The sequence below is a fragment of the Yersinia frederiksenii ATCC 33641 genome (genome assembly GCF_000754805.1).
Lineage (GTDB): Bacteria > Pseudomonadota > Gammaproteobacteria > Enterobacterales > Enterobacteriaceae > Yersinia > Yersinia frederiksenii.
Window position 1 is genome coordinate 3,543,990 of the sequence record NZ_KN150731.1, and the last position, 20,912, is coordinate 3,564,901.

Here is a 20,912-nt window from a genome sequence, read left to right on the forward strand (position 1 = left end):
CATGGAAATAGCAGCCTAACGTAGGGCTGCTATTTGCGGTACTAAATAACCTAGTGGCGTCAAAATTTGTTTTTTCCAGTTGTATTGTTCTTTTATTAATGTGGCGCTGGCTTGCCTGATCTTATCTATTTCAAATTGGGTTAACTGGCAAATCTGACGAATCACTTGCGCTAAATTAGCCGCATCCCCCGGATTATGTCGAAATCCATTAATACCATGTTCAACTTGCTCACTGAAACCTCCTGAGTCGGCAACGACTAATAGTGCTCCCTGCTTTCTGGCTAACCAGCGTGACTCCATAGGAATCAATCCATTCGGCTCATTCTCAGCAGAAAGAACACATACCCGCGTATTACGCCATTGAATAAGACATGCCATCAGTTCGCGATCAAACGAATGTACGATTGAAGATTGTATGTTGAGTAAGCCAGCTAATGCCGATAGTTCCGGTAAAATAGGTTCGCTCATAATGACAGGATGAATTTCACCATTCAGATAACTGATTGCCTTAAGTAATAAATCATGGCGTTTGTAGCGTACACCTCTTCCGAGTGTAACGGCGAGAGGTTGTTCCAGGGGTATTCCATGAGATGACAATATGTTACTGATTTCGCGATCACTACGGATTCGGAACCAAGGGTCATTAATATCTATTCCGGCGGGAACCGGTAGCAATGTTTGTGGAGCTGCGCCGTATTGTGTCACTAAATGATTAGCGAGAAAGTGGCTGATATGACCAACTTTAATTGTCGAGTCGATCTTAGCCCAATGGATAGGTAATGATTCAGCCATAAGACGTTCTGGATTAGGTAATGGCATTTCATGATTAAATGCGGTGCCATGAGAAATATAGATAATCTTTAAATTAACCCCCTCAAGAGCGGCGTGTAAGCTAGCAATTAAAGGGGTAAATGCGAATGACGGCTCATGACAGAATACCAACGTAATATCATAGTTATCACTGATATCAATGACCTTTGCCGCCGCTGCCGCCGAGGATATTTTCCAATTTTGTAAATCCCCAAGAAAAGTATCCCCATATGGCCATAAACATCCAGTTCCTTTACCGGATGTCATGTTAGGTACAGTGGAAAAGGTCCCGCGCATATGATGAATTTTATCTACATAACGAGCGCGGTTAATTTTATCGAAGAACTCACTGTATTTACTGCATGCAATTTCAATAAAGTGTGGTTCTAAGTGAATGTTGTTATGAGATAAAAATTTAATTACTTCGGGTAAAACCTGAATCTGGCCTCTTATATAAGAGCCGACGCCACCAACAAAAATTTGAATACCCTCAGTGGCTAAATGAATAATGCCAATTTTTAGGCTATTTCTACGATTGTACTTAACTTTATGTCTTGGCATAAAAACCTCGATTTTAACCAGAAAGTAAAATGTTTATTGACTCACATTATCACCTGTCATTTTTTAGATATCTTATAGTTATTGATGAATAAATAGTCTAAACCACAATTTAAAAATAAATGGATTGCATCGGCGGGCGTTTCAACTATTGGCATCCCTTTAGTGTTCAATGATGTATTCAGTAGTATAGGAATTCCGGTCTTATCAAAAAAAGCCGTAATTAATTTATGGAATTTTTTATTAAGATGTTGTTTAACAGTTTGCACTCGAGCACTGCCATCGATATGAACAATTGAGGGGAGATCAGCTCGATATTGTTCTTTTACATAAGCAATAAAGAGCATGTAATCACTGTCATGAGTTAGATTGAAATAGTCATGTACTTTTTCATGTAAAACTGCGGGCGCAAATGGTCTAAAATCCTCCCGGAACTTAACATTGGCATTAATATGATCTTTCATCTGCGGGTTGCGAGGATCAGCAAGAATACTTCTATTCCCTAAGGCTCGTGGCCCAAATTCAGACTCTCCCTGGAACCAAGCAATAACGTGGCCTGCCGCAATAGATTCTGCCGCCCTGGTTTCAATCTCATCATCATAGGTATACTCAATTCTCTCCTTATACTTTTCCAGCTCCGTTAGTACGCTAATATCATTATAATTTTTACCGAAGAATGTTGAGCCACAGTGCCGGGTCCGTCCTTTTTTAAGGACCTCCAGCCAACCATAATAGCAACAACCGATCGAAAGCCCATTGTCACCTGCCGCAGGCTGAATATAGAGATGCTCGAACTCGCAATCATTAATAAGTTTCTCATTAGCCGTTGCATTTAATGCCACGCCGCCAGCGTAAGCAAAATTCGCCATAGGATAAAGCTGGTAGTAATAGTTGAACAGATAGAATAGAGCCTCCTCAAGCTTGGTTTGTGCCCACCAAGCCAGATCTGCATAGTATTGGAAGTTATCATGGAAATGCGTTGGGTGACTGTTTAACTGTGGGTCAATATTTATCCACCAGTCATTACGCAATATGACTTTGCCTGAATTGAAAAAGAAAGGTTGCCAGTCAATAATATCAGGTCTGCCATAGGGTGCTAACCCCATCAATTTACCCGCACAATCAAGTTCCCCAAAAATATACAGTGCAATCCCTTCATAGAATTCACCAATAGAATTTTCTATTTCCCATGTCGCTGCGGGATATTCTTTTCTATCTTTGCGATTAACCCAGCGGGAAAAATCTTTAAATATAGGTGTTATTTTCCCATTTTGGTAAACATAATAACTGCACGTTTCCCAGTAGCGATAGCGATTGTTGATGTGGATATTATTCGTGCCATAGACACCTTCACTCAGATCATTGCAGTTATCCAAGCTGCCACCATGTCCATCAATAACTACAATCCCCATATCATCAAAGGGCGATGTTCCTATTGCACTATAGGCATGAGCCAAATGATGAGAGAGTGTGACTACAGGAACCATAGACGGTAATACTCTATTCTTTCGGTACTCTAATTTTTCGCTGAATAGTGGGTTATGAGAGTTTTGCTCAACTATCAGAGTGAGGTCACTGTATTCAATGCCGGCCGCATCTAAACAGTATTGAATAGTCATGTTATCATTGAATCCATCATGCTTTATTCTTGATATTCTTTCTTTTTCTACAGCGAATATAATTTTTCCATCTTTCATTAAACAAGTTGAACCATCATGAGAGAGAGCTGTGCCAAGAATATAAATAGGTTTTTGCATAATTAATATCCTTATTAATTTAGAGCAAACTCAGTTAAGTAGATAGGCGAGTCGGCGTGATAGTGCCAGCGTGGTTAGGGATGGGTTAGCGGCTCCAGGGCGTGGGAATGTACTTGGACCAACAGCAAATAAATTACTTATATGATTAAACTCTTGGTTTTCATTCAATATATCACCTAGTGGCAGAGTACTACTTTCGTGATTTTCGGTACCAAGAGGGCTTATCCATGTCACTGGAACATTATAATTGACTATCCTTGATGGGGAGCGAAAATGATGATGTACATCTCCCATTGTCCGGACATGTACAATAAATTTGGCTTCAAAAGCCAAAGGTTCAAAAGGGATATTTGCATCATGGCAAATTCCACACCAAAATGTATTTAACTCATCCTTTTCTCTTTGTATTAATGTGTCTTCCGCATTACCTAAATCACAGGATATGGATAACGGCATATCTTTATTATCTATTTCTGTGGTGATACAACCATGAACAGATGGAATTTGTTCACCCATCGTCCAGGCTTCTAATTCAATACCAAAATCTGATGTACTAATAGTAAAGAATAAATTAAACCTCTCACCATACAGGCTGGGGCTAAAAAAGATAGCATCGGGCCTGTTATCCATTAATTCTCTCAACTTGCTAGGGACGTTGTTTCGCTCAAATGTTACATTAAATCCCTGAACAATATGATCAACCAGGCCAGTCATTTTTTTTGCTATAGAATGCCCTGTATCATAGAGCACTTGAGTGGCTAAACGTGAGTTTTCAATAGTACCTAAGGCAAGAACACATTTATCAGCCCAAACATGATGTATCTCATTCGTGCCCATATTCTTGAGTTTGGCTCCCACACATTTTCCATTTCTAATAATAAGTGCGACGGCTTCATATCCAGAAATGATGGGAGGAGGTATCCTTAATTGATTATTTTTTTTCCAGTAGGATAAAGGGGAATAGGCTTCCCAACGATCCGATGAATCAATCATTCTGGTTACTTGAGGTGTAATCTTAAATTCAAAATTAGCAAGTTTAAAAGAATAGTCATTATCATCACTCTTTTCTGCCCATGCCAACAGTTCAGACTGAACTTGTGTATAAAGTGCCGGGCCACCCAACCAACTTTCGGTGAGATCACTGACAACGTTGGTGGGCCAGTATTTAAGAGTATTTGCTTCTATTGGTAGGATTACACCATGCCAATATAGTGAGCGGCCACCTACCCTTCGCCGTAAGCAGGTACCTTTCGAAAAATGAGGTTCACTCAATGAACGCCATGAACGATAGGCATATTTATCGGTACTTTCATTTTTCCAAAATTCATCGGCACGCAGGTAATCCTCTCCAGCATTAATATGATTGAAATCGTCAGCAGGCCCCGCGTCAATAACAACGATATCTTCAATCTCTCTTTCATTTAAATGCTTAGCTAACTCCAAACCTGACATTCCGGCCCCTAATATAAGAATGTGAATTTTTGAGGGGATATCTGGTGCCGTTTTGTGTGTGCTAGAATACCTGATATTCATTGTATATCCTCTAATGTAAAATGTTTTTTTAAAAGTTAATAGTATTAAAACTAAATAATTTCATCTATGCTGCAATCGATATGTAAATTCCTCCCAAGGTTCTTTAGGAAATTTAGCTTGTACAAGTTTTTTATTACTCGCCAATCGAATTCCTATCTCTAATTCCCCTATTGCATGCATTCGTATCCATTCAAATAACTGCTGAGCCGCTTCTGTAGGACGATCTGGCATCACTTTTATATGGTGATATTCTGATCCATAAAACTCAGTGAAAGCGGAATACTCTGTTACTGCGCAAGGGAGACCAGCTATTGCTGCTAGAGCAGGCCCTAAGCCGACACTCTCCACATTTTCCACATTGGGGGTAAATAAAACCGCACCTGATAATACATGGCAAATAATAAGCAAATCAATTTCATCTAAATACCATTTGTTATCTCTATTTTTATACGTCTGAAGTGGAACTTCATCCAAAAATATAATGTCCTCATTAAGGTTCAATAAATCAACTTGTTCTGTTAGATAATATGCATATTCGGGGTCTTCATTCATATTGCCAAATATAAGTAGTTTTGGGGTGTCTAAATTGTTTTCTTTGTAAATATTTAATAGAGAATTAAATATATCGATTGATATCTCTATACCTTTAACTCGAAATATACGAACTGGAACTATAATAATGGACGAATTTGTAGAGATATTATGCTGTTTTAAAAAGTTAACATGAATGTGACTAAAGTTTGAGGTATCTATATCGGGTAATATATTCGGGATCACATCTGCTGTCAGTTTTGTTGGATAACTTTTGCATTCATTTGCTAAAGCCTCTGACGCGACGATCCATCTAGTGTAAATATTATCCTGTGGGATCGGTGTCAAAATATTTGGCATTTCAGGGTATAATCTTTCTGTCTGTTCATAGATAGCGTAGCTATTAAAGAGGTCATGATCCCAGAAAATCACTCCACCATAGTCTTTTTCATCCCAGTATTTTCTCGCCGCATTATGGATTGCCAGATTGACCGGCACGGCATCAGAGAGCGTCATGTTTAAACAGAAAAGCCAATCAATGTCATTATCTTCAAGCCAATGGGTAAAATAATCTTGATAGTATTCAGAAATTGAAATTATCTCTTTTTCAATAGCGATTATTTCCATCTGACTTAAGGAATCATATTTTGCCACTTTACTCCTTATATTAATAAATTGAGAGCTGAAATCCTCACTGCATGTTGAGTATTGGTGAATGGAATTGACTTTCATCCATGTTGGATAATGTGAATCCTGGCTACCGTAAGGGAAGAAATTTACTTTATCTGGCCGCCATGAGAACCCTAAATCTGTTGGTATCACATCAAATATGATGTTTTTTCTTATAGCGATTTCAACCACGTTTCTAAATATGGTTAGCAGGCCGCTTGTAGGAAGACCATCTCCTGATATAAGAGCCCACTTCATTTTCTTCATTATGTATCTCCTAAGGTTAAATATTTAATTTAATCGATTTTGATGATAGTATGCTCGTCAGTGCAAAGGTTGCTATGCAACTGATAAATACATAAAAAAATGCAATTCTCAAGGATGTTTTATCCGCTAGCATACCGATTAGTGGTGGTGTGATTAACAGACCAACTCGTGACATCCAAGTAGCGAAAGTGATCCCACTGGTTGCATTGATATTCGGTAATTGACCAATAAATGATATGGTTAGCGGAAATACAACTGATATACCCAAGCCAATTAACGAAAATCCCAGTATTGTAGAAATAAATGAATTAATACCTATAATTAGAATTACACCTAGAGCCGATAATGTAATCCCACATTTGAGAATTATTATTCTGCCAAATTTATTCGTAAAGTAATCACCAGAAACTCGACCGACAACCATTAATATTTGACATGCAAGATACGGTAAACCTGAAATCACAGATGAAACGTCATATGAGTCCTTCATGTATATTGCGCCCCAGATACTTGCTGTTTCTTCTATTGCACATGTAAATACAAGTATAATTAAAGCAAGGGCAAATAGTTGTTTTTCTGTTTGTCTTACACCTTTTTGCGTATATTTATGTGAAATAAATTTAATGTCTAACTGTTCATTGCAGAAATATACTATATAAATTATAAGCATGATTAAATTGACAAATAGTACCGTAATACTAAATTTTTCCATGGAAAAACCAAAACCAATAGCAGATACAGCGATAAGTCCCCCCCATATTGTCCCAATACTGCCTGCACCATGAAGACGATTGATAAAGCTTTGCCCATATTGTTTTTGTATATTGATGGCCTGTACGTTGATGCAGGTATCACCCCAGGAATCAAAAATACCGAACAGAAACAGTAATAATACAATGGCATACCATGATGACGAAAACGAAACAATTGATATAGAAATAATTAGGAACAGAAAACTTATAATTGTTGCCCAATACAATCCGATAAAGTTAATAAATTTTTTAGAAAGTAACCCAAAAATGATTGATCCAGCAGGAATTGCCGACAACATCACTCCAACCATATAGTTGTTAAGATTGAATTTTTCTTTTATATCTGGAATCCATGGAACTAAACTGGCATATACAACTCCGTGAATAAAAAAGAGTATCGCTAAAGTAATGCTTTTTTTTCTTTGTATTTCTATAGTCATTATGGTTTTTTCGTGGGTTTTATAGTTAAGATATATAATTGAAATCGAAGCCTAATATATTTCTATAGCCTATTCCTAAAGATGTTTTTTTTAATTTTATAGGTGTTACTTTATGCCATATAGTTGAGTTTTTATCTATATGGAATAATCCCTCTCCACATTCTAATGTATGTGATTTAATGATCCGTTTCTTCTCAATACAATAGAGTTCACTGGTGCCACCTTCAATATTGTATTTATCAATAACTAATGCAGATACAATATAGTTGCTCCCATCTTGATGTAAACCTTCGGGTGAGTTACAAGCTGAAAGTGTCGAGCTATCAATAAGTAAAGATATTTGATGGCAAGTGACTTCAACTTTTTTTAGTTTTACCTGAGGTTCGCACTCACATAACATTTCCACACATTTTTTAATAAGAATTTTCAGTAGAATTGAGTGGCTTAATGTCCTGTCCATAGGCGGAAATCTACGTATTAACTTCCGCAAGTCTAATGGGTGGTCTTCATGTTGAGAAAATTCTGTTAACTCTGGGAGAATAATATGATTTACTTCCCATTTTTTATTAACATATTCAACCATAAATCGACTAATACCTCTTTTTCTAAAGGGTTTATAGGCATGAAATTTTCGCTGGTCTTCTATGGATAAACTTGATATTAACTCTTGAATGCTATTGGGGACTAAATTCCCATCAAGAAAGCATTGTGCTTCTTGCAAAATAGTTTTTTTATCATTGATATATTTAGTTATTAGAAATCTCAATTGAGAAAGTTTTATATCATTCTTATCCCATCCTAATGATTCAAATGATAGTTCTTTCTTTACTGCGTCGATATTTACACCAAATTCATTTATATTAAATTGAATTATTTTATATTTAATTCCCATAATTAAACTATCATCCTGTTTTACTGAATGTTATTTAAATTAATATAAATAAATCATATGGATTTAATTATATTTAAAATGAATTTTCTGAATTGTGTTCGTAAGCTTTTTTTAATTTCTTTATTTTTATATATCAAAGATTGCTCTGCGGCAAGTTTTATAAAAATACATTTTTATGCATACTTTTCAAATTATATTTATCTTATTTGTTTTTATCTATTGTTTTATATGAGTCTATTTTTCTTATTATTTTTATAAATAATTTATTCGGATAACACTTTTTCGTTACTATTTTGTTTTATTAGAAGAAGTGTTTTTTAAACCAATAAATTGAATGACTAAATCTAATATGATCTCCTGAGTAATGTGAAAAATGTGATCCACATAAATGGAATTGCGTTTCATTTTGTGTATTGTGTGTTTTCAATACTAAATAATCCTTCAACTAATCAATAATAACGTAATGTGAGTTTAATCTGACGAGTATTAGCGACTAAGGATCATGAGATGCCAATTAATTTTCTGGGTAAAACACTATTGTTAGGATTAATGTCATTTGCTGTATTTGGTGAGGCAAGTGCACAGTATAATGCGGTTGTTTCTACCACTCCTCAGGGTAATGAGTTTTCTTCGATTAATGCTGCGTTGCAATCAGCTCCGCTGGATAATTCTCCTTTTGTTATTTTCCTTAAAAATGGCGTTTATACTGAAAGGCTTGAGATCACTCGTGGGAATGTTACGTTGAAGGGAGAGAACCGAGATAGTACGGTAATTGGTGCCGATACTGCCGCAGGGATGCTCAATTCACAAGGTGAGAAGTGGGGGACTTCAGGCAGCAGCACTGTATTAGTCAATGCACCCAACTTTACCGCTGAAGATCTCACCATTCGTAATGATTTTGATTTTCCAGCCAATAAAAGAAAAGCTGATACCGATCCGACAAAATTAAAAGATACCCAGGCCGTAGCACTATTATTGGCTGAAAAAAGTGATAAAGCACGTTTCAAGAAAGTGAAACTTGAGGGCTATCAGGATACGCTTTATAGCAAAACAGGTAGCCGAAGCTATTTCACTGATTGTGAAATCAGTGGTCATGTTGATTTTATTTTTGGCTCCGGTGTCACTGTATTTGATAATTGCGATATTGTGGCCCGCGATCGCAGTGATATTGAGCCACCTTATGGCTATATTACCGCCCCCAGCACATTAAAAACGTCACCCTATGGTTTGATATTTATGAATAGTCGTTTGACGAAAGAACCCGGCGTTCCCGCCAAAAGTTTTGCTTTGGGCCGTCCATGGCATCCAACAACAGCCTTTGATGATGGCCGTTATGCAGATCCGGCGGCGATTGGTCAGGCAGTATTTATCAATACGACGATGGATGACCATATTTATGGCTGGGATAAAATGTCCGGTAAAGACAAGCAAGGTGAGAAAATTTGGTTTTATCCGCAAGATTCCCGTTTCTTTGAGGCAAATAGTCAGGGACCGGGGGCTGAAATCAATGTAGGGCGTCGCCAGTTATCTGCTGAACAGCTTAAAGCATTCACTTTGCCCATGATCTTTCCTGACTGGATTGTTTATTGAGGATAAATGTTTATTAAGGGCCAGCAATTATTGAGTCTAGACAGGCAGTGACTCGCCCCCTTTAAATTGATGGATATCCAGCCGGTGAAGTTTCACTTTTCGCCATAATGTGGTGCGGCCTATGCCTAATAAGGCCGCCATTTCATTTAACTGGCCTTGGCATACCAGTGCCGCACGAATAATAGCCTGCCGTTCTAATTCTTGTAGTGATAGCACTGGCTGGGGTTGCGGCATATCGGGTTCCAAAAGTAATTTCTCGCCCAATAAATGTTCCGGTAGATCATTGAGATTAATACGATTATTACGGCACGCCATGGCGGCTCGTTCTACCACACTTTTCAGCTCCTGATCATTGCCCGGCCAAGGGTATTGGCATAACTGGCGGATAACACTTTCGTCCGGCTGATACTGGCAGTGGAAATGTTGCCCCAGGCTTGCCAGTGTATGCTGAACCAGCAGTGGAATATCTTGTTGGCGCTGGCGCAATGGCGGAATATGCAGCTCAAAAGATTGTAGGGTATAGAACAGTTGGCGGCGAAAACGCCCCTGTTTTACCAGCAGTGGCAGGTCTGCACCGGTAGCTGTAATTATCCGCACGTCCACCGGGATCACCCGATTGGAGTTCACCCGCATTACCATACCGGTTTTGACGATTTGCAGTAGCGCCGACTGCATTTCTGGTGACAGGTATTCGACTTGCTCCAGATAGAGCGTGCCGCCATTAGCCAATTCAAATTTGCTGGGTTGACCAGATTCCCCCTCGCTGGCATCGCTGCCAAGAAACTCCCGTGCCATTAGATTTTGTGGTAATGCTTGGCAATTCAATACGATATATGGGCCATCGGCACGGGTGCTGGCATTATGAATAGCTTGCCCTAATTGCTGTTTACCGACCCCTTCTTCCCCATGTAATAAAATGGGATGCCGGCCTTTAGCCGCCTGTTTGCCATATCGTACCAGGCGGCGCATCTCCAGTGATGCCACGGGCATATCATCAAAAGTATAACTGGCTCGCCCTAATTGGTTGTGAACCATTTGGCGTAGTAATTCTTGTGGATGCAGTAATGCAATAAAACCGCAGCGATCGCCATCAGGAATCGGCTTAAGGGTTAACAGCGCGGGAATAAATTGCTGTTGATTTTCAAAGGTGACTTCCACATGGCTGAGAGGGTTACGCTGCAAAATAGCATGAGTCAGTAAGGCGGGCAGGGTGAGCAACTCAGTGACTGGTTTGCCAAGGCTACTGGTTTCATCGAGTTGCAAAATAGCCGCGGCACGACGATTAAGGTATAACAGACAGCCACGTTGATCCCACGCCATGACGCCATCTTCCACCCCATCAAGCAGGGCATTTAACTCATTGAGATGGCGGTTAGTTTCTGCCAATAAGGTATCTGCATGGAGGTAATTACCAATTTCACGGGCAATTGCCAGTGTTAGCGGCAAATCACTGGCGGCGTTATCGGCCAGTAAACTGCCCAAGACAATGACTGCGCGTTGACGGCCGCTATTATCATAGACCGGAGTGGCACAAAACCGCCATGGATGCAGGGCTTGCTTGAAATGCTGTTGCCCGCTGACTTGTACCGGATGCCCTTCAGCTATCGCTAGAGCCGGGGCGTTAGTCCCCATTAACCCTTCGGTCCAATAACTACCACAATCAATGCCTAATTCTCGTAACTGGCTTATGGTTTGCGGATGGCCACATTGCCACAAGGTACAGCCACTTTCATCGAGAATGAATAGTACGCAGTGGCGCGATTCCATGTATTCGTAAGCATCTTCCAATGCCGCCTGGCCTAACACTAATAAGTCATTTTTTCGCTGACAAATTGATTGGAAAGTTGCCCCGGCGGCGCGGTGTGGCGCCCGCCATTGCTGAGTTTGCATCAGCTTTTGGCAGCGCAGCCATGAGCCAATCAGCGCGGGTGTTGCGACCGGCTCAGTGTGGCTCATTGAGCGCCTTAGATCCCGGATGACGCCAATGGATCTGGCCTGGCAGAATCAGCTGATTTTGCGCCAGCGGTGTTTCGGCTATTAATGCGGTGATCATCTCAAAACTATGGCGTGCCAGCCCTTGGCAATCTTGTGCGATGGTGTCAATTTTTAGCGGCAAGCAATCAAAAAGATAGTGATCATCAAAGCTGCAAAGGTGAATGTCGCTGTCCATTAATTGATGCTGATTGAGGTAGCGCAGCACCCCTTCGAGCAAGCCACAAGCCGCAGTAAACACCGCTTTGGGCGGACGGCCTAACTGTGCGCATAGCTGAGCAATCATTTCATAGCCAGAGCTGGGTAGGTAATGGCCATTAAGGATCCATTCCGGCCGACATTCGACCCCCGCTTGCTGCAACCCTTGTTGAAAACCGGCCAAACGATCGCGGGTCGGAGAGATGCGGGGCTGGCCACCGAGAAAGTAAAATTCATCTGGATGCTGACGGGCCACGTTTTCAACCAATGCACTGGTCGAGGCCACAGAATCGGTAATCACCAGCGGCAAATCTGACTCGCCAATTAATCTGTCCATCTGCACCACTGGCAGGCGAGCATTAATTTTTTGGTATTCACCATCATTGAGCTGGCTAGAGGCGACAATTAAGCCATCGACCTGGCGCTGCACCAAGCTGTTGACGGCCATCATTTCCTGACCGGGATTTTCATCAGTGCAGGCGATAAGCAACTGTAGCCCTGCTTCGCGGCATAACATTTCCAACTCACGAGAAATCAGGGCAAAACCGTGGTTGGTCATCTCCGGCACCACCAGCCCTATGGTATGGCTGCGAGTTGAACGCAGTGAGCGAGCATGAAAACTGGGTTGATAGTTATGCTCACTGGCCAAGGCTATAATACGATCCCGCGTTTCATCCGAAACACGATACTCCTTGCTGCGTCCATTGAGCACCAGGCTGGTGGTCGACTTCGACACACCCGCCATCTTGGCAATATCGTTGATGGTAATACGTTTGTTATTTTTCACTGAGTGAATCTGTCGCCTTGAAAGATAACTCATTCTATCATGGGCGAAGACAACAACCAGTGTTGCAGGCACAGTTCGGCACTTCCAGTGAAGATTGCCTGTGGGGGTTCTGCCGGGAAGTAGCTTGAGGTCATGACAGCCTCCCCCTGATTAATAAAGATTTCTATACTACAACGGTCACAAAGCAACTGTAATTGATGCAGTTGACCACGCCAGTAACGGAACTCCCGCCCCCCGGTGCGCAGGTTATTGCGACTCAATGTTATGCGCGCGCCATCCCATTCCAACATCAATTTATGACCCAACTCGAGGGTAAAAGGTGCACTGACGTCGACGATTATTTCAGCGCTGCTGATAGGAAAATGTGGAGCATCGTGAGCCGGTCCTTGCCATTGGCGGTGCTCACGACGCAGTGCGGTTAACTCGCGCGCGGGTTGCTGAATCAGTCTGTCACCCTGCAAGCTCAGCTCACGCGGGCAGGTCATGGTATGAATCCAGCCATAGGCCACGGTGGGTTGATACAACTCATCCTCATCTGGAATACCCATCCAGCCGAATAGCAAACGGCGGCCATCAGCGGCTTGCGTGGTTTGGGGCGCGTAGAATTCAAAACCGGCATCCAGTTCATGGAAATCCTGATGGCTGAAGGTCGCGTGGGGATAATCCAATTGACCGAGCAAATAACCCGCTTGGAAAGTATTACGATAACGTTCGGCTTCAGCAGGGATACCCTGCGGGCAGAAAATCAAAATATCCCGCTCGGCTAACCTAAATAAGTCCGGGCACTCCCACATATAACCAAAAGGCCCAAGACCACCGAGGTTCGAACCCGCAATCTCACCTAAATTCTGCCATTGGTGTAAATCATCTGAACGTAGCAGCAGAACTTTGCCTTGCCGTTGCAGGTCTTGCGCCCCTAACACCATGTACCATTGGCCATTGTGCTGCCAGACTTTTGGGTCACGTACATGACCGGTATAGCCCGCAGGCAGTGGGAGTACTGGCCCCAGTTTATCGAACTCCCCCCTGTCATTCTCTTGTGCTAAGCATTGGAATGCGGTGCGTGAACCATCGGGATATTTCACATTACCGGTGTAAATTAGGGTGATAAGGTCATCAGCAATGACGGCTGAACCGGAGTAACAGCCGTGACTTTCGTAGGCTTCACTGGGTACCAACGCCACCGGCTGATGCTCCCAATGAACCAGGTCAGTGCTGCGCCAGTGGCCCCAATATTTACTGCCGTGACGGCAATCCAGCGGGTTCCATTGATAAAACAGATGATAATAGCCAGCATGATAAATAAATCCATTGGGATCATTCAGCAACCCGACACAGGGGGCCAGATGCCAGCCCGGCCGGTGTGGATCTTGCGATGCGCGGATCTGACCGCGCATCACTGCCAGCGTAAGATGTTTGAGTAAACTGGCTTCTTGCATTATTCGCTGTCCGTTTTGTATTTAAGGAGTAAAGAAATAACAAAGGCGGCACCAAAAGCAATTACCAAACCAATCAGGTAGTTAACAATAGAATTGCCTTGCACAATGGCGATACCCGGAATGCCGGTTAAGCCAACGGCGGTCATATTGACATGATTGGCGACTACCCATGCGCCACCTAATGCCCCACCGGCCAGAGCCGCTAAAAATGGCTTAATAAAGCGCAGGTTAATCCCGAAGATAGCGGCCTCGGTAATCCCCAACATGGCGGAAAATGCTGATGGAATGGCAATCGCCTTAATTTTGGCATCACGGGTTTTAAAGTAGACCGCCAGACAAGCGCCGCCTTGTGCTACGTTCGCCATCGACCAGATAGGCAGCAGGAAGTTAACACCGATATTTGGATTACCCAGCAAACCTGCTTCGATAGCATGGAAACTGTGGTGGATACCGGTTATCACAATGACCGAATAAAGCCCACCGAACAGCAACCCGGCCAGCCAACCGGCATGAGTAATTAACGTGCTGAGTACCAGAGAAATTCCATCACCCAAAACTCGCCCGGCAGGGCCGATAAACAGCAGTGCGACGAAACCGGTAATAATCACAGTGAGAAATGGCGTGAGGATCAAATCCAGTGCATCCGGGATCACTTTGCGCAGGCGTTTTTCCAGCATACTCATAAACCACACGGCAAGCAGTACCGGGAATACCGTCCCCTGATAGCCAATCATCGCCACCTCCATACCAAAGAAATTCATGGTATGGAATCCACCGGCGACTCCCCAGGCATTGGTGAGAGCCGGGTGGGTTAGAATGCCGCCTAACGTTGCCCCCAAATAAGGGTTGCCACCAAACTCTTTCGCCGCAGTGAAACCAATCAAAATCGGCAGAATGATAAAGGCGGCGGAGCTGAACATATCCAGCATGATAAACAGTGCGCTGTTGGCATCTGCCCAGCCATAGGTTTTCACCATGCCGAGCAAGCCCATCAGCAAACCAGAGGCAACAATGGCTGGTATGATGGGGACAAAAATATTGGATAGCAGGCGAGCAATACGCTGGAAGGGGTTCAACTTACGGGCTGCGGCATCAGCTGCTTCAGACTTACTGGATTCGTTGATGCCCGCGACTTTGATAAATTCGGCATACACTTTATTCACCAGCCCGGTGCCGAAAATAATCTGTAACTGCCCAGCATTACTAAAGCAACCTTTAACTCCCTCCAGCTTTTCTACCGCGGATTTCTGTATTAGAGAGTCATCAGCCAACACCAAACGCAGCCGGGTGGCGCAATGTGCCGCACTCACAATATTTTCTTTGCCGCCAAGCAATGGGAGCAGAGCCTTTGCGGTCTCATTAATATTCATTATATCCCTCGCATATCCATTCCGAGTTTTGTGCCGCTATTGATCAACGCCAGCCGTTCATCGTCATGGATTGTCATAAAATAGGTTCCCGCCGTCACAGCCAATCCCCTGCGCGGCGGGGGATTATTAGAACCAGGTTTCCATCTGGATACCAAAGTTCCATTGACCGCCGGCAGCAAAATCATTCTTACCGAAGGCATCATCCTTGGCGTAGTTATCCAGATCCTGGCTCCAATCCATATAGGTGGCAAAGAGGCGTATTTCTGGCCGGCTAAAGAAATTACTGATATCACCTGCCTTGAAGGTCGGGGCAAAGGTCAATTTATAGAAGCCGCCACTGACTTTGTGGTAATCCTTATAACCTTGCGGGTCCAGATTCATATACTGATAGCTGCCCTCATAAGCCAGTGCAAAGTTCTCGGTAATTTCTTGAATCAGGCGGGCATTAAATGTTACCCATTTATAGCTATCGCCCTCGACATAGCGATCTTTACTTTGTTGGGCCAAAATTGCTGGAGCCAGGCTCCAATTTTGGCTCAGTGGCGTGGTGCCATAGGAAGCCAGACGCCAAGTGTCGGCACCGCTTGTCAAATTGCCATCAGAGCCAATGGATTTCACCTCTGCACCCAAGCCATGACCATAGAGTAATGCGGTTTTCGCGGTACCCTCGCGTAAGCCATAGAAGCTATCACCGTGATAGGCCAGCATAGCGTGAATACCTTTATCCGCCGCATTCGTATTCACGCTTTCGCCGTTATTGAGGCGTGCTTCATTATCTTTAGCGCGCAAGCCGCTCAACATCCATTGGAATGAGCCGCCGCTGTTATTGACTGCAATATAGTTATTGGTGGTGAAAATATAGCTCTGAATGTCACTGTTAACATTCTCGATTTCGCCATAATTACGGCCATATAACGAGAAGTTGCTTTTCAGATTATCAGCCCATTTGATGTCATAAATACCACCACCGGTCCCGGCAAGGAAGACCACGTCGGAATCAAGCCAATGAATATCAAAGTTATCGCGATCAAAACGCTTACCGGCCCACAAGGTACTGTCTTTAAAGATGCCATTGAACGTCGGTAAAGTGCCCAATTCGACAAATGCCTGGCGGACATTAAGGTCACTGCTATCGGCGGTCCAGTCGTTATAGCTACGTTGACCATCGGCCAGCATCACTTTGTAGCGAGTGGTAGCGCCGTTATCCAGCTTCTGTTTTTTCTCAAGATTAACTTCAACATAGGTGTCAGGCTCATTGCCTAAACGGCCAATGGCGCCACCAGTACTGCCTGCGGGAGAAACATACGGGCCGCCTTGTGTGCCGGTGCCAGAGCTGTTCATTAGCAAGCCAGAGCGGGCATAGCCATGGAACTCAAAGCCATTGTCACTCTGTGCTTTACTTTCTAACTTCTCGGTACGTTTAGCAACCTGAACGGTTTTCTCTTCGGCTGCAACCGTGCGAGTTTCTAGTTTTTGTGCTTGTTTTTCTGCTATTTCGGCCCGTGTCTCTGCATTTTTGGCGCGAAGTTCTGCTTGTTGCAGTCGCTGTTCTAAAGCATTAAGGCGGGCTTCGATATCCCTACTCGAAGAAGAGGCTGCTGAGGTAGAGGCCGCTGCACAAGAAAGGATAAGTCCTATTGATACAGCAAGATAGCTTGGTTTTATCATCATTTTTATATCACTCGGTATGTGATTGATTGTATTTATGCTAAACAGCTAAACCGGTTTTTCATGGCTAACATAAGGGTGATCCTTGGGGATTAGCAAAACATTTTGCTAACCCGATTCAGCTATTGTGATCTGGACTGCAAATCGAGTGATATGGCGTGAGAAATAAGGTGTTGAAAGGGGATAAAACACATAAAAATCGTGAACAGAGTAACCGGATGCTTACGTGGGCATCCGGTTACTCTGTTGGGGTAGGCTAGCGATGTTGTTGTAGAAACCGTGCCAGTTCCTGAGCATTCGGTAAGGCGGTCATAGCGCCTTTGGCGCTGGTGGCTAGAGCACCACAAGCTTGCGCTTGGTCGACAGCGGCGGCCAGATCCGTATCGAGGTACCAATCTGGCTTCTGTGCCAGTGCCGCCAGCAACCCAGCCACAAAAGCATCTCCTGCTCCGGTTGTATCTATTGGCGTGATTTTTCGGCTTGGATATTGTTGCAAACCACGGCGGTTATGCACCCAAACCCCCTCAGCACCTAATGTTACCAGCAGTAATTTGCAGGAATAGTTAGCCATCAGTTGTTCCATGGCGGCAGTGATTTCCTGCTGTGGGCAGATAAAATTCAGCTCTTCCAATGACAGCTTTACCACATCAGCCAGCTGCAATGCTTGTTGTAAGCAGGGCAGTAATTCTTGCGGTTGCCGCCAGATATCGGCCCGAATATTAGGATCAAAACTGACCCAGCCACCATCGGCTTTTATACGGCGCATGGCTTCAAATGCGGTACTGCGGCTAGGCTCCTGACTTAGGGCGATAGAACACAGATGCAGCCATTGATTTGGCTTAAATTCAGGTAAGTCAGCAGGTTGGAGGAACAAATCAGCACTGGGGGTCACCATGAAAGTAAAGGTGCGCTCACCGTGTTCATCTAAATCTACCACCACCGTTGAAGTGTGGTGCTCTGGATCGAGCTTCAGTGCGCGGGTATCAACATTTTCCTGCTGCAACACCTGCTGCATAAAGCGCCCAAAGCTGTCTTGCCCAACCCGACCAATAAAAGCACTTTTGCTACCCAGTCTGGCGATACCAACAGCAACATTGGCCGGTGCTCCACCGGGACATTTAAGGTAACTGTTTGAATTTTCAGGGACCAGATCAATGACTGCATCGCCTAAAACCCAAATGGTGTTTTCCATGATAAACCCCTATCTTCTTCAATCCTATTTGCTGCTAAAAGTAGAAGAATCGGTTTAGCAAAGCAACAAAATAATCTGCAATAGAGAAAAACAGCGAATAACGCGATTCAAAAGAATTTATCGCCACACCGCAGACAATGATTTCAGTGGTGAACGGGCGGTCTCTTTGCAACCCGACCTCATCATTTTTGATACTGGATTGCAGGCAAGACTTAAAGCCAGTGGGTATTGGCGTCGTTGGATAAATCTGCGATTCCGGTGTTGTGTACTGATTTCTGTCAGCCGCTATTGACCAATATTGTTCCCAGTAGGCAACTGCTCGGTAAAGTGTTTGGTGAGGAAAAGAATGCTGAGGATTTTGTGCAATTCTGAATTATCCTTTTAATATAAATGAGAATCATTATTCAAATTTATATAATATGAATAATATTCAAGTTATGAACTGTGTATAACACTGCATTATCGGGAGGATGGGGGGATTTAAATGGAAATAATAGAGTGTGTTATCATTTAAGAACTCATTACTTTTTAATCTACGGGCGTAGAATGACTAGCTTAAATAGATATTACCTATCCACTGATTAACCAGTGATCTATTTTTTATATGTAATGACGCCGTTTAATAACAGAATAACAGATAAATATAATAGTATTAAACTCAACCATTTCCGAGGGGATATTAGTTGAGCATTATGCTGCGTGATTTTATCAAGGTGATGACTCAACACTGGAGAGTTTTTCCTCGGCAAATGCAACCTTATTGCGCCCATTTTTCTTAGCCCGATAAAGTGCTTCATCTGCGGCCTTGAGTGAAGACACCAAATCATAGGATTGTAATGGGGAAATCCCTGCGCTCAAGGTCACAGTTGTGGAGACTTTATGATTGAAAACATGCGGAATATCGAGGCCTAAAACGCGCTGACGCACTCGTTCCGCTAACTGGCTGGCGTATTCTTCACTCACATGTGTCAATAACACCAAAAACTCTTCACCACCATAGCGCACTACGATGTCCCGCGAGCGCACGGCATCACGAATCGCCGCCGCAACCCGGACCAGTGCTTGGTCACCCATCGTATGACCATAGTTGTCGTTGTAAGCCTTAAAATGGTCGATATCGAGTAGCAGCACATAGTGATTACCGGGAGACTGGGCTAATAGGGTCTCGAGTTTATTCTCCAACCCACGGCGATTATATAAGCCGGTTAAGGGGTCTATCATACTTAAATCACTGAATTTTTCCCGCTCGTTATACAGGCGGGCAACCAATTTTCGGGTGAATTCATCACTGCGGCGCAGCATCAAATGATGTAAAGAAAAACCAATCAGAGGCAGCATTAACGTGAATATGATGCGAAAGATACTGTGGAAATCATCCAGCCAAATAACCGTGAATGCAGAAGGGGCAGTATGCAAACAAAAGGCAAGAAAGTTATCGGACAGCGCAATGGTGCCGATGAAGAAAATGGTAAACAAACTGAGTAATAAGTAGTTATTTTCATTAGTACCCAGATATTCATATTTAAGAATGATTTGCCAGGCCCAGAGCAGCCCCATCATAATTGAAAATAAATTCAATTTATCGACATAATTCTTCGAAATGAAAATCAAATAAGCAGCCGCACTGAGACTGATAATCGTGATCATAACAATCGGCAATGTCATCGCTGGCGTTTCAGGTGATGGTAATATCATACTGAAAATAGCTGATGCGGCATTAAGAAAGAGAAAAAGCAGTAAAGAGAGCCGATGTTTACTTTTCAGCAGCTGATCGTAGGAATGGCTATTCATATTCAATTCACTCTGCATAATGGCATGCTGTCAGTAGACAAATAAACAATATCCTCATGAGGCCATTTTATTCAGGCATCACGATAAATGGTTCTTCTAAGTGATTATTTTGATTTGACGCTTTTTATATTGTTTTAGGAATTTTCTTAATTAAAATTACCATTTTTGTTTCAGCCTGTCATCATGATGTCGACCAACTCATCAATTTACTCTGCTAAACCCTATCACCAGACAGTATCAATCAGGCTATTCCTACCAAATCAGGCGTTTTCTATCGACAACTTCATTGTGCAAAGTAGTGCAGATTTTTTCGTGGTGTTATATGATATTGGTTATCATTATCACTTGAGTGAGCCGTCATTATGATTACAGCGAGACTAGCAGCTTACCGTTTATGGGGGGTCAGTGGTTTATTGAGCAGGACAATGTCTAGTGGATGGGGAATATTATTGCCTTTCGCTTTGCTACCGGTGTTGGGCTGGGCTGATGTCACGGTCGGGGAGTTGCGCGTGCTGATCATTGTGGCGATGCTGGCAACCGTCAGCATGTTGTATCACGTTCGATTACGGCATTTTCTGCTATTACCATCTTGCCTGGCACTATTAGGCGGTATGGCGGCGATATTGATGCACAACGGCATACATTGATAAGTAGAGTTTTTAGCCTGAAAAGGCGA

At 42.9% G+C, this 20,912-nt stretch carries 15 protein-coding genes; 2 read left to right on the forward strand and 13 right to left on the reverse strand.

From position 1 onward, the window contains the following. Positions 1–15 precede the first annotated feature (15 nt). From DJ58_RS06065 to DJ58_RS06040, 6 genes are read right to left on the reverse strand one after another with little or no spacing between them, the layout of a single operon-like run. Positions 16–1,371: a glycosyltransferase family 4 protein gene (locus DJ58_RS06065; protein ID WP_004711480.1), complete on the reverse strand. Its 1,356-nt coding sequence runs from the start codon at positions 1,369–1,371 to the stop codon at positions 16–18. Between the two features lie 56 nt (positions 1,372–1,427). Beyond that, positions 1,428–3,125 carry a carbamoyltransferase family protein gene (locus DJ58_RS06060; protein WP_004711482.1) on the reverse strand — a complete coding sequence of 566 codons (1,698 nt, stop codon included), beginning with the start codon at positions 3,123–3,125 and terminating at the stop codon, positions 1,428–1,430. Positions 3,126–3,155: 30 nt separating this feature from the next. Next, positions 3,156–4,658: a hypothetical protein gene (locus tag DJ58_RS06055; RefSeq protein ID WP_004711483.1), complete on the reverse strand. Its 1,503-nt coding sequence runs from the start codon at positions 4,656–4,658 to the stop codon at positions 3,156–3,158. 60 nt (positions 4,659–4,718) lie between these two features. Further along, positions 4,719–6,125, reverse strand: coding sequence for a glycosyltransferase family protein (locus DJ58_RS06050; RefSeq protein ID WP_004711485.1), 1,407 nt, complete (start codon positions 6,123–6,125; stop codon positions 4,719–4,721). A 16-nt stretch (positions 6,126–6,141) separates the two neighbouring features. Beyond that, a complete protein-coding gene (locus DJ58_RS06045; protein ID WP_004711486.1) occupies positions 6,142–7,317 on the reverse strand; it encodes an MFS transporter in 1,176 nt (391 codons plus the stop codon). 25 nt (positions 7,318–7,342) lie between these two features. After that, a complete protein-coding gene (locus DJ58_RS06040) occupies positions 7,343–8,209 on the reverse strand; it encodes a 2OG-Fe dioxygenase family protein (protein ID WP_004711489.1) in 867 nt (288 codons plus the stop codon). 507 nt (positions 8,210–8,716) lie between these two features. Here DJ58_RS06040 and DJ58_RS06035 point away from each other — a divergent pair. Then, positions 8,717–9,799, forward strand: coding sequence for a pectinesterase family protein (locus DJ58_RS06035; RefSeq protein WP_004711492.1), 1,083 nt, complete (start codon positions 8,717–8,719; stop codon positions 9,797–9,799). Between the two features lie 36 nt (positions 9,800–9,835). On the opposite strand, the gene dhaR is transcribed toward DJ58_RS06035, so the two are convergent. The 7 genes from dhaR to DJ58_RS06000 form a co-directional block, all read right to left on the reverse strand. Beyond that, positions 9,836–11,755, reverse strand: a complete 1,920-nt coding sequence (gene dhaR, locus DJ58_RS06030; protein WP_032911675.1) for a dihydroxyacetone kinase operon transcriptional regulator DhaR — start codon at positions 11,753–11,755, stop codon at positions 9,836–9,838. Then, complete coding sequence (locus DJ58_RS06025; RefSeq protein ID WP_004711496.1) at positions 11,742–12,776, reverse strand: LacI family DNA-binding transcriptional regulator; 1,035 nt, start codon at positions 12,774–12,776, stop codon at positions 11,742–11,744. The genes dhaR and DJ58_RS06025 overlap by 14 nt, the downstream gene beginning before the upstream one ends. 29 nt (positions 12,777–12,805) lie before the next feature. After that, the gene (locus DJ58_RS06020; RefSeq protein WP_004711498.1) at positions 12,806–14,215 is read right to left on the reverse strand and encodes a glycoside hydrolase family 32 protein; all 1,410 of its coding nucleotides are present in this window, start codon (positions 14,213–14,215) and stop codon (positions 12,806–12,808) included. Continuing rightward, positions 14,215–15,585: a sucrose-specific PTS transporter subunit IIBC gene (locus tag DJ58_RS06015; protein ID WP_032911676.1), complete on the reverse strand. Its 1,371-nt coding sequence runs from the start codon at positions 15,583–15,585 to the stop codon at positions 14,215–14,217. Before DJ58_RS06015 ends, DJ58_RS06020 begins: the two co-directional genes overlap by 1 nt. A gap of 126 nt (positions 15,586–15,711) precedes the next feature. Continuing rightward, entirely contained in the window at positions 15,712–17,256 is a 1,545-nt protein-coding gene (locus DJ58_RS06010; RefSeq protein WP_004711500.1) for a carbohydrate porin, read from the reverse strand. A 253-nt stretch (positions 17,257–17,509) separates the two neighbouring features. Next, entirely contained in the window at positions 17,510–18,445 is a 936-nt protein-coding gene (locus DJ58_RS06005) for an aminoimidazole riboside kinase (RefSeq protein WP_004711501.1), read from the reverse strand. A gap of 708 nt (positions 18,446–19,153) precedes the next feature. Then, the gene (locus DJ58_RS06000) at positions 19,154–20,254 is read right to left on the reverse strand and encodes a GGDEF domain-containing protein (protein WP_004711506.1); all 1,101 of its coding nucleotides are present in this window, start codon (positions 20,252–20,254) and stop codon (positions 19,154–19,156) included. 344 nt (positions 20,255–20,598) lie between these two features. On the opposite strand from DJ58_RS06000, the gene DJ58_RS0121890 reads away from it, so the two are divergent. Continuing rightward, complete coding sequence (locus DJ58_RS0121890) at positions 20,599–20,883, forward strand: DUF1435 domain-containing protein (RefSeq protein WP_032911677.1); 285 nt, start codon at positions 20,599–20,601, stop codon at positions 20,881–20,883. Positions 20,884–20,912: the final 29 nt, after the last annotated feature.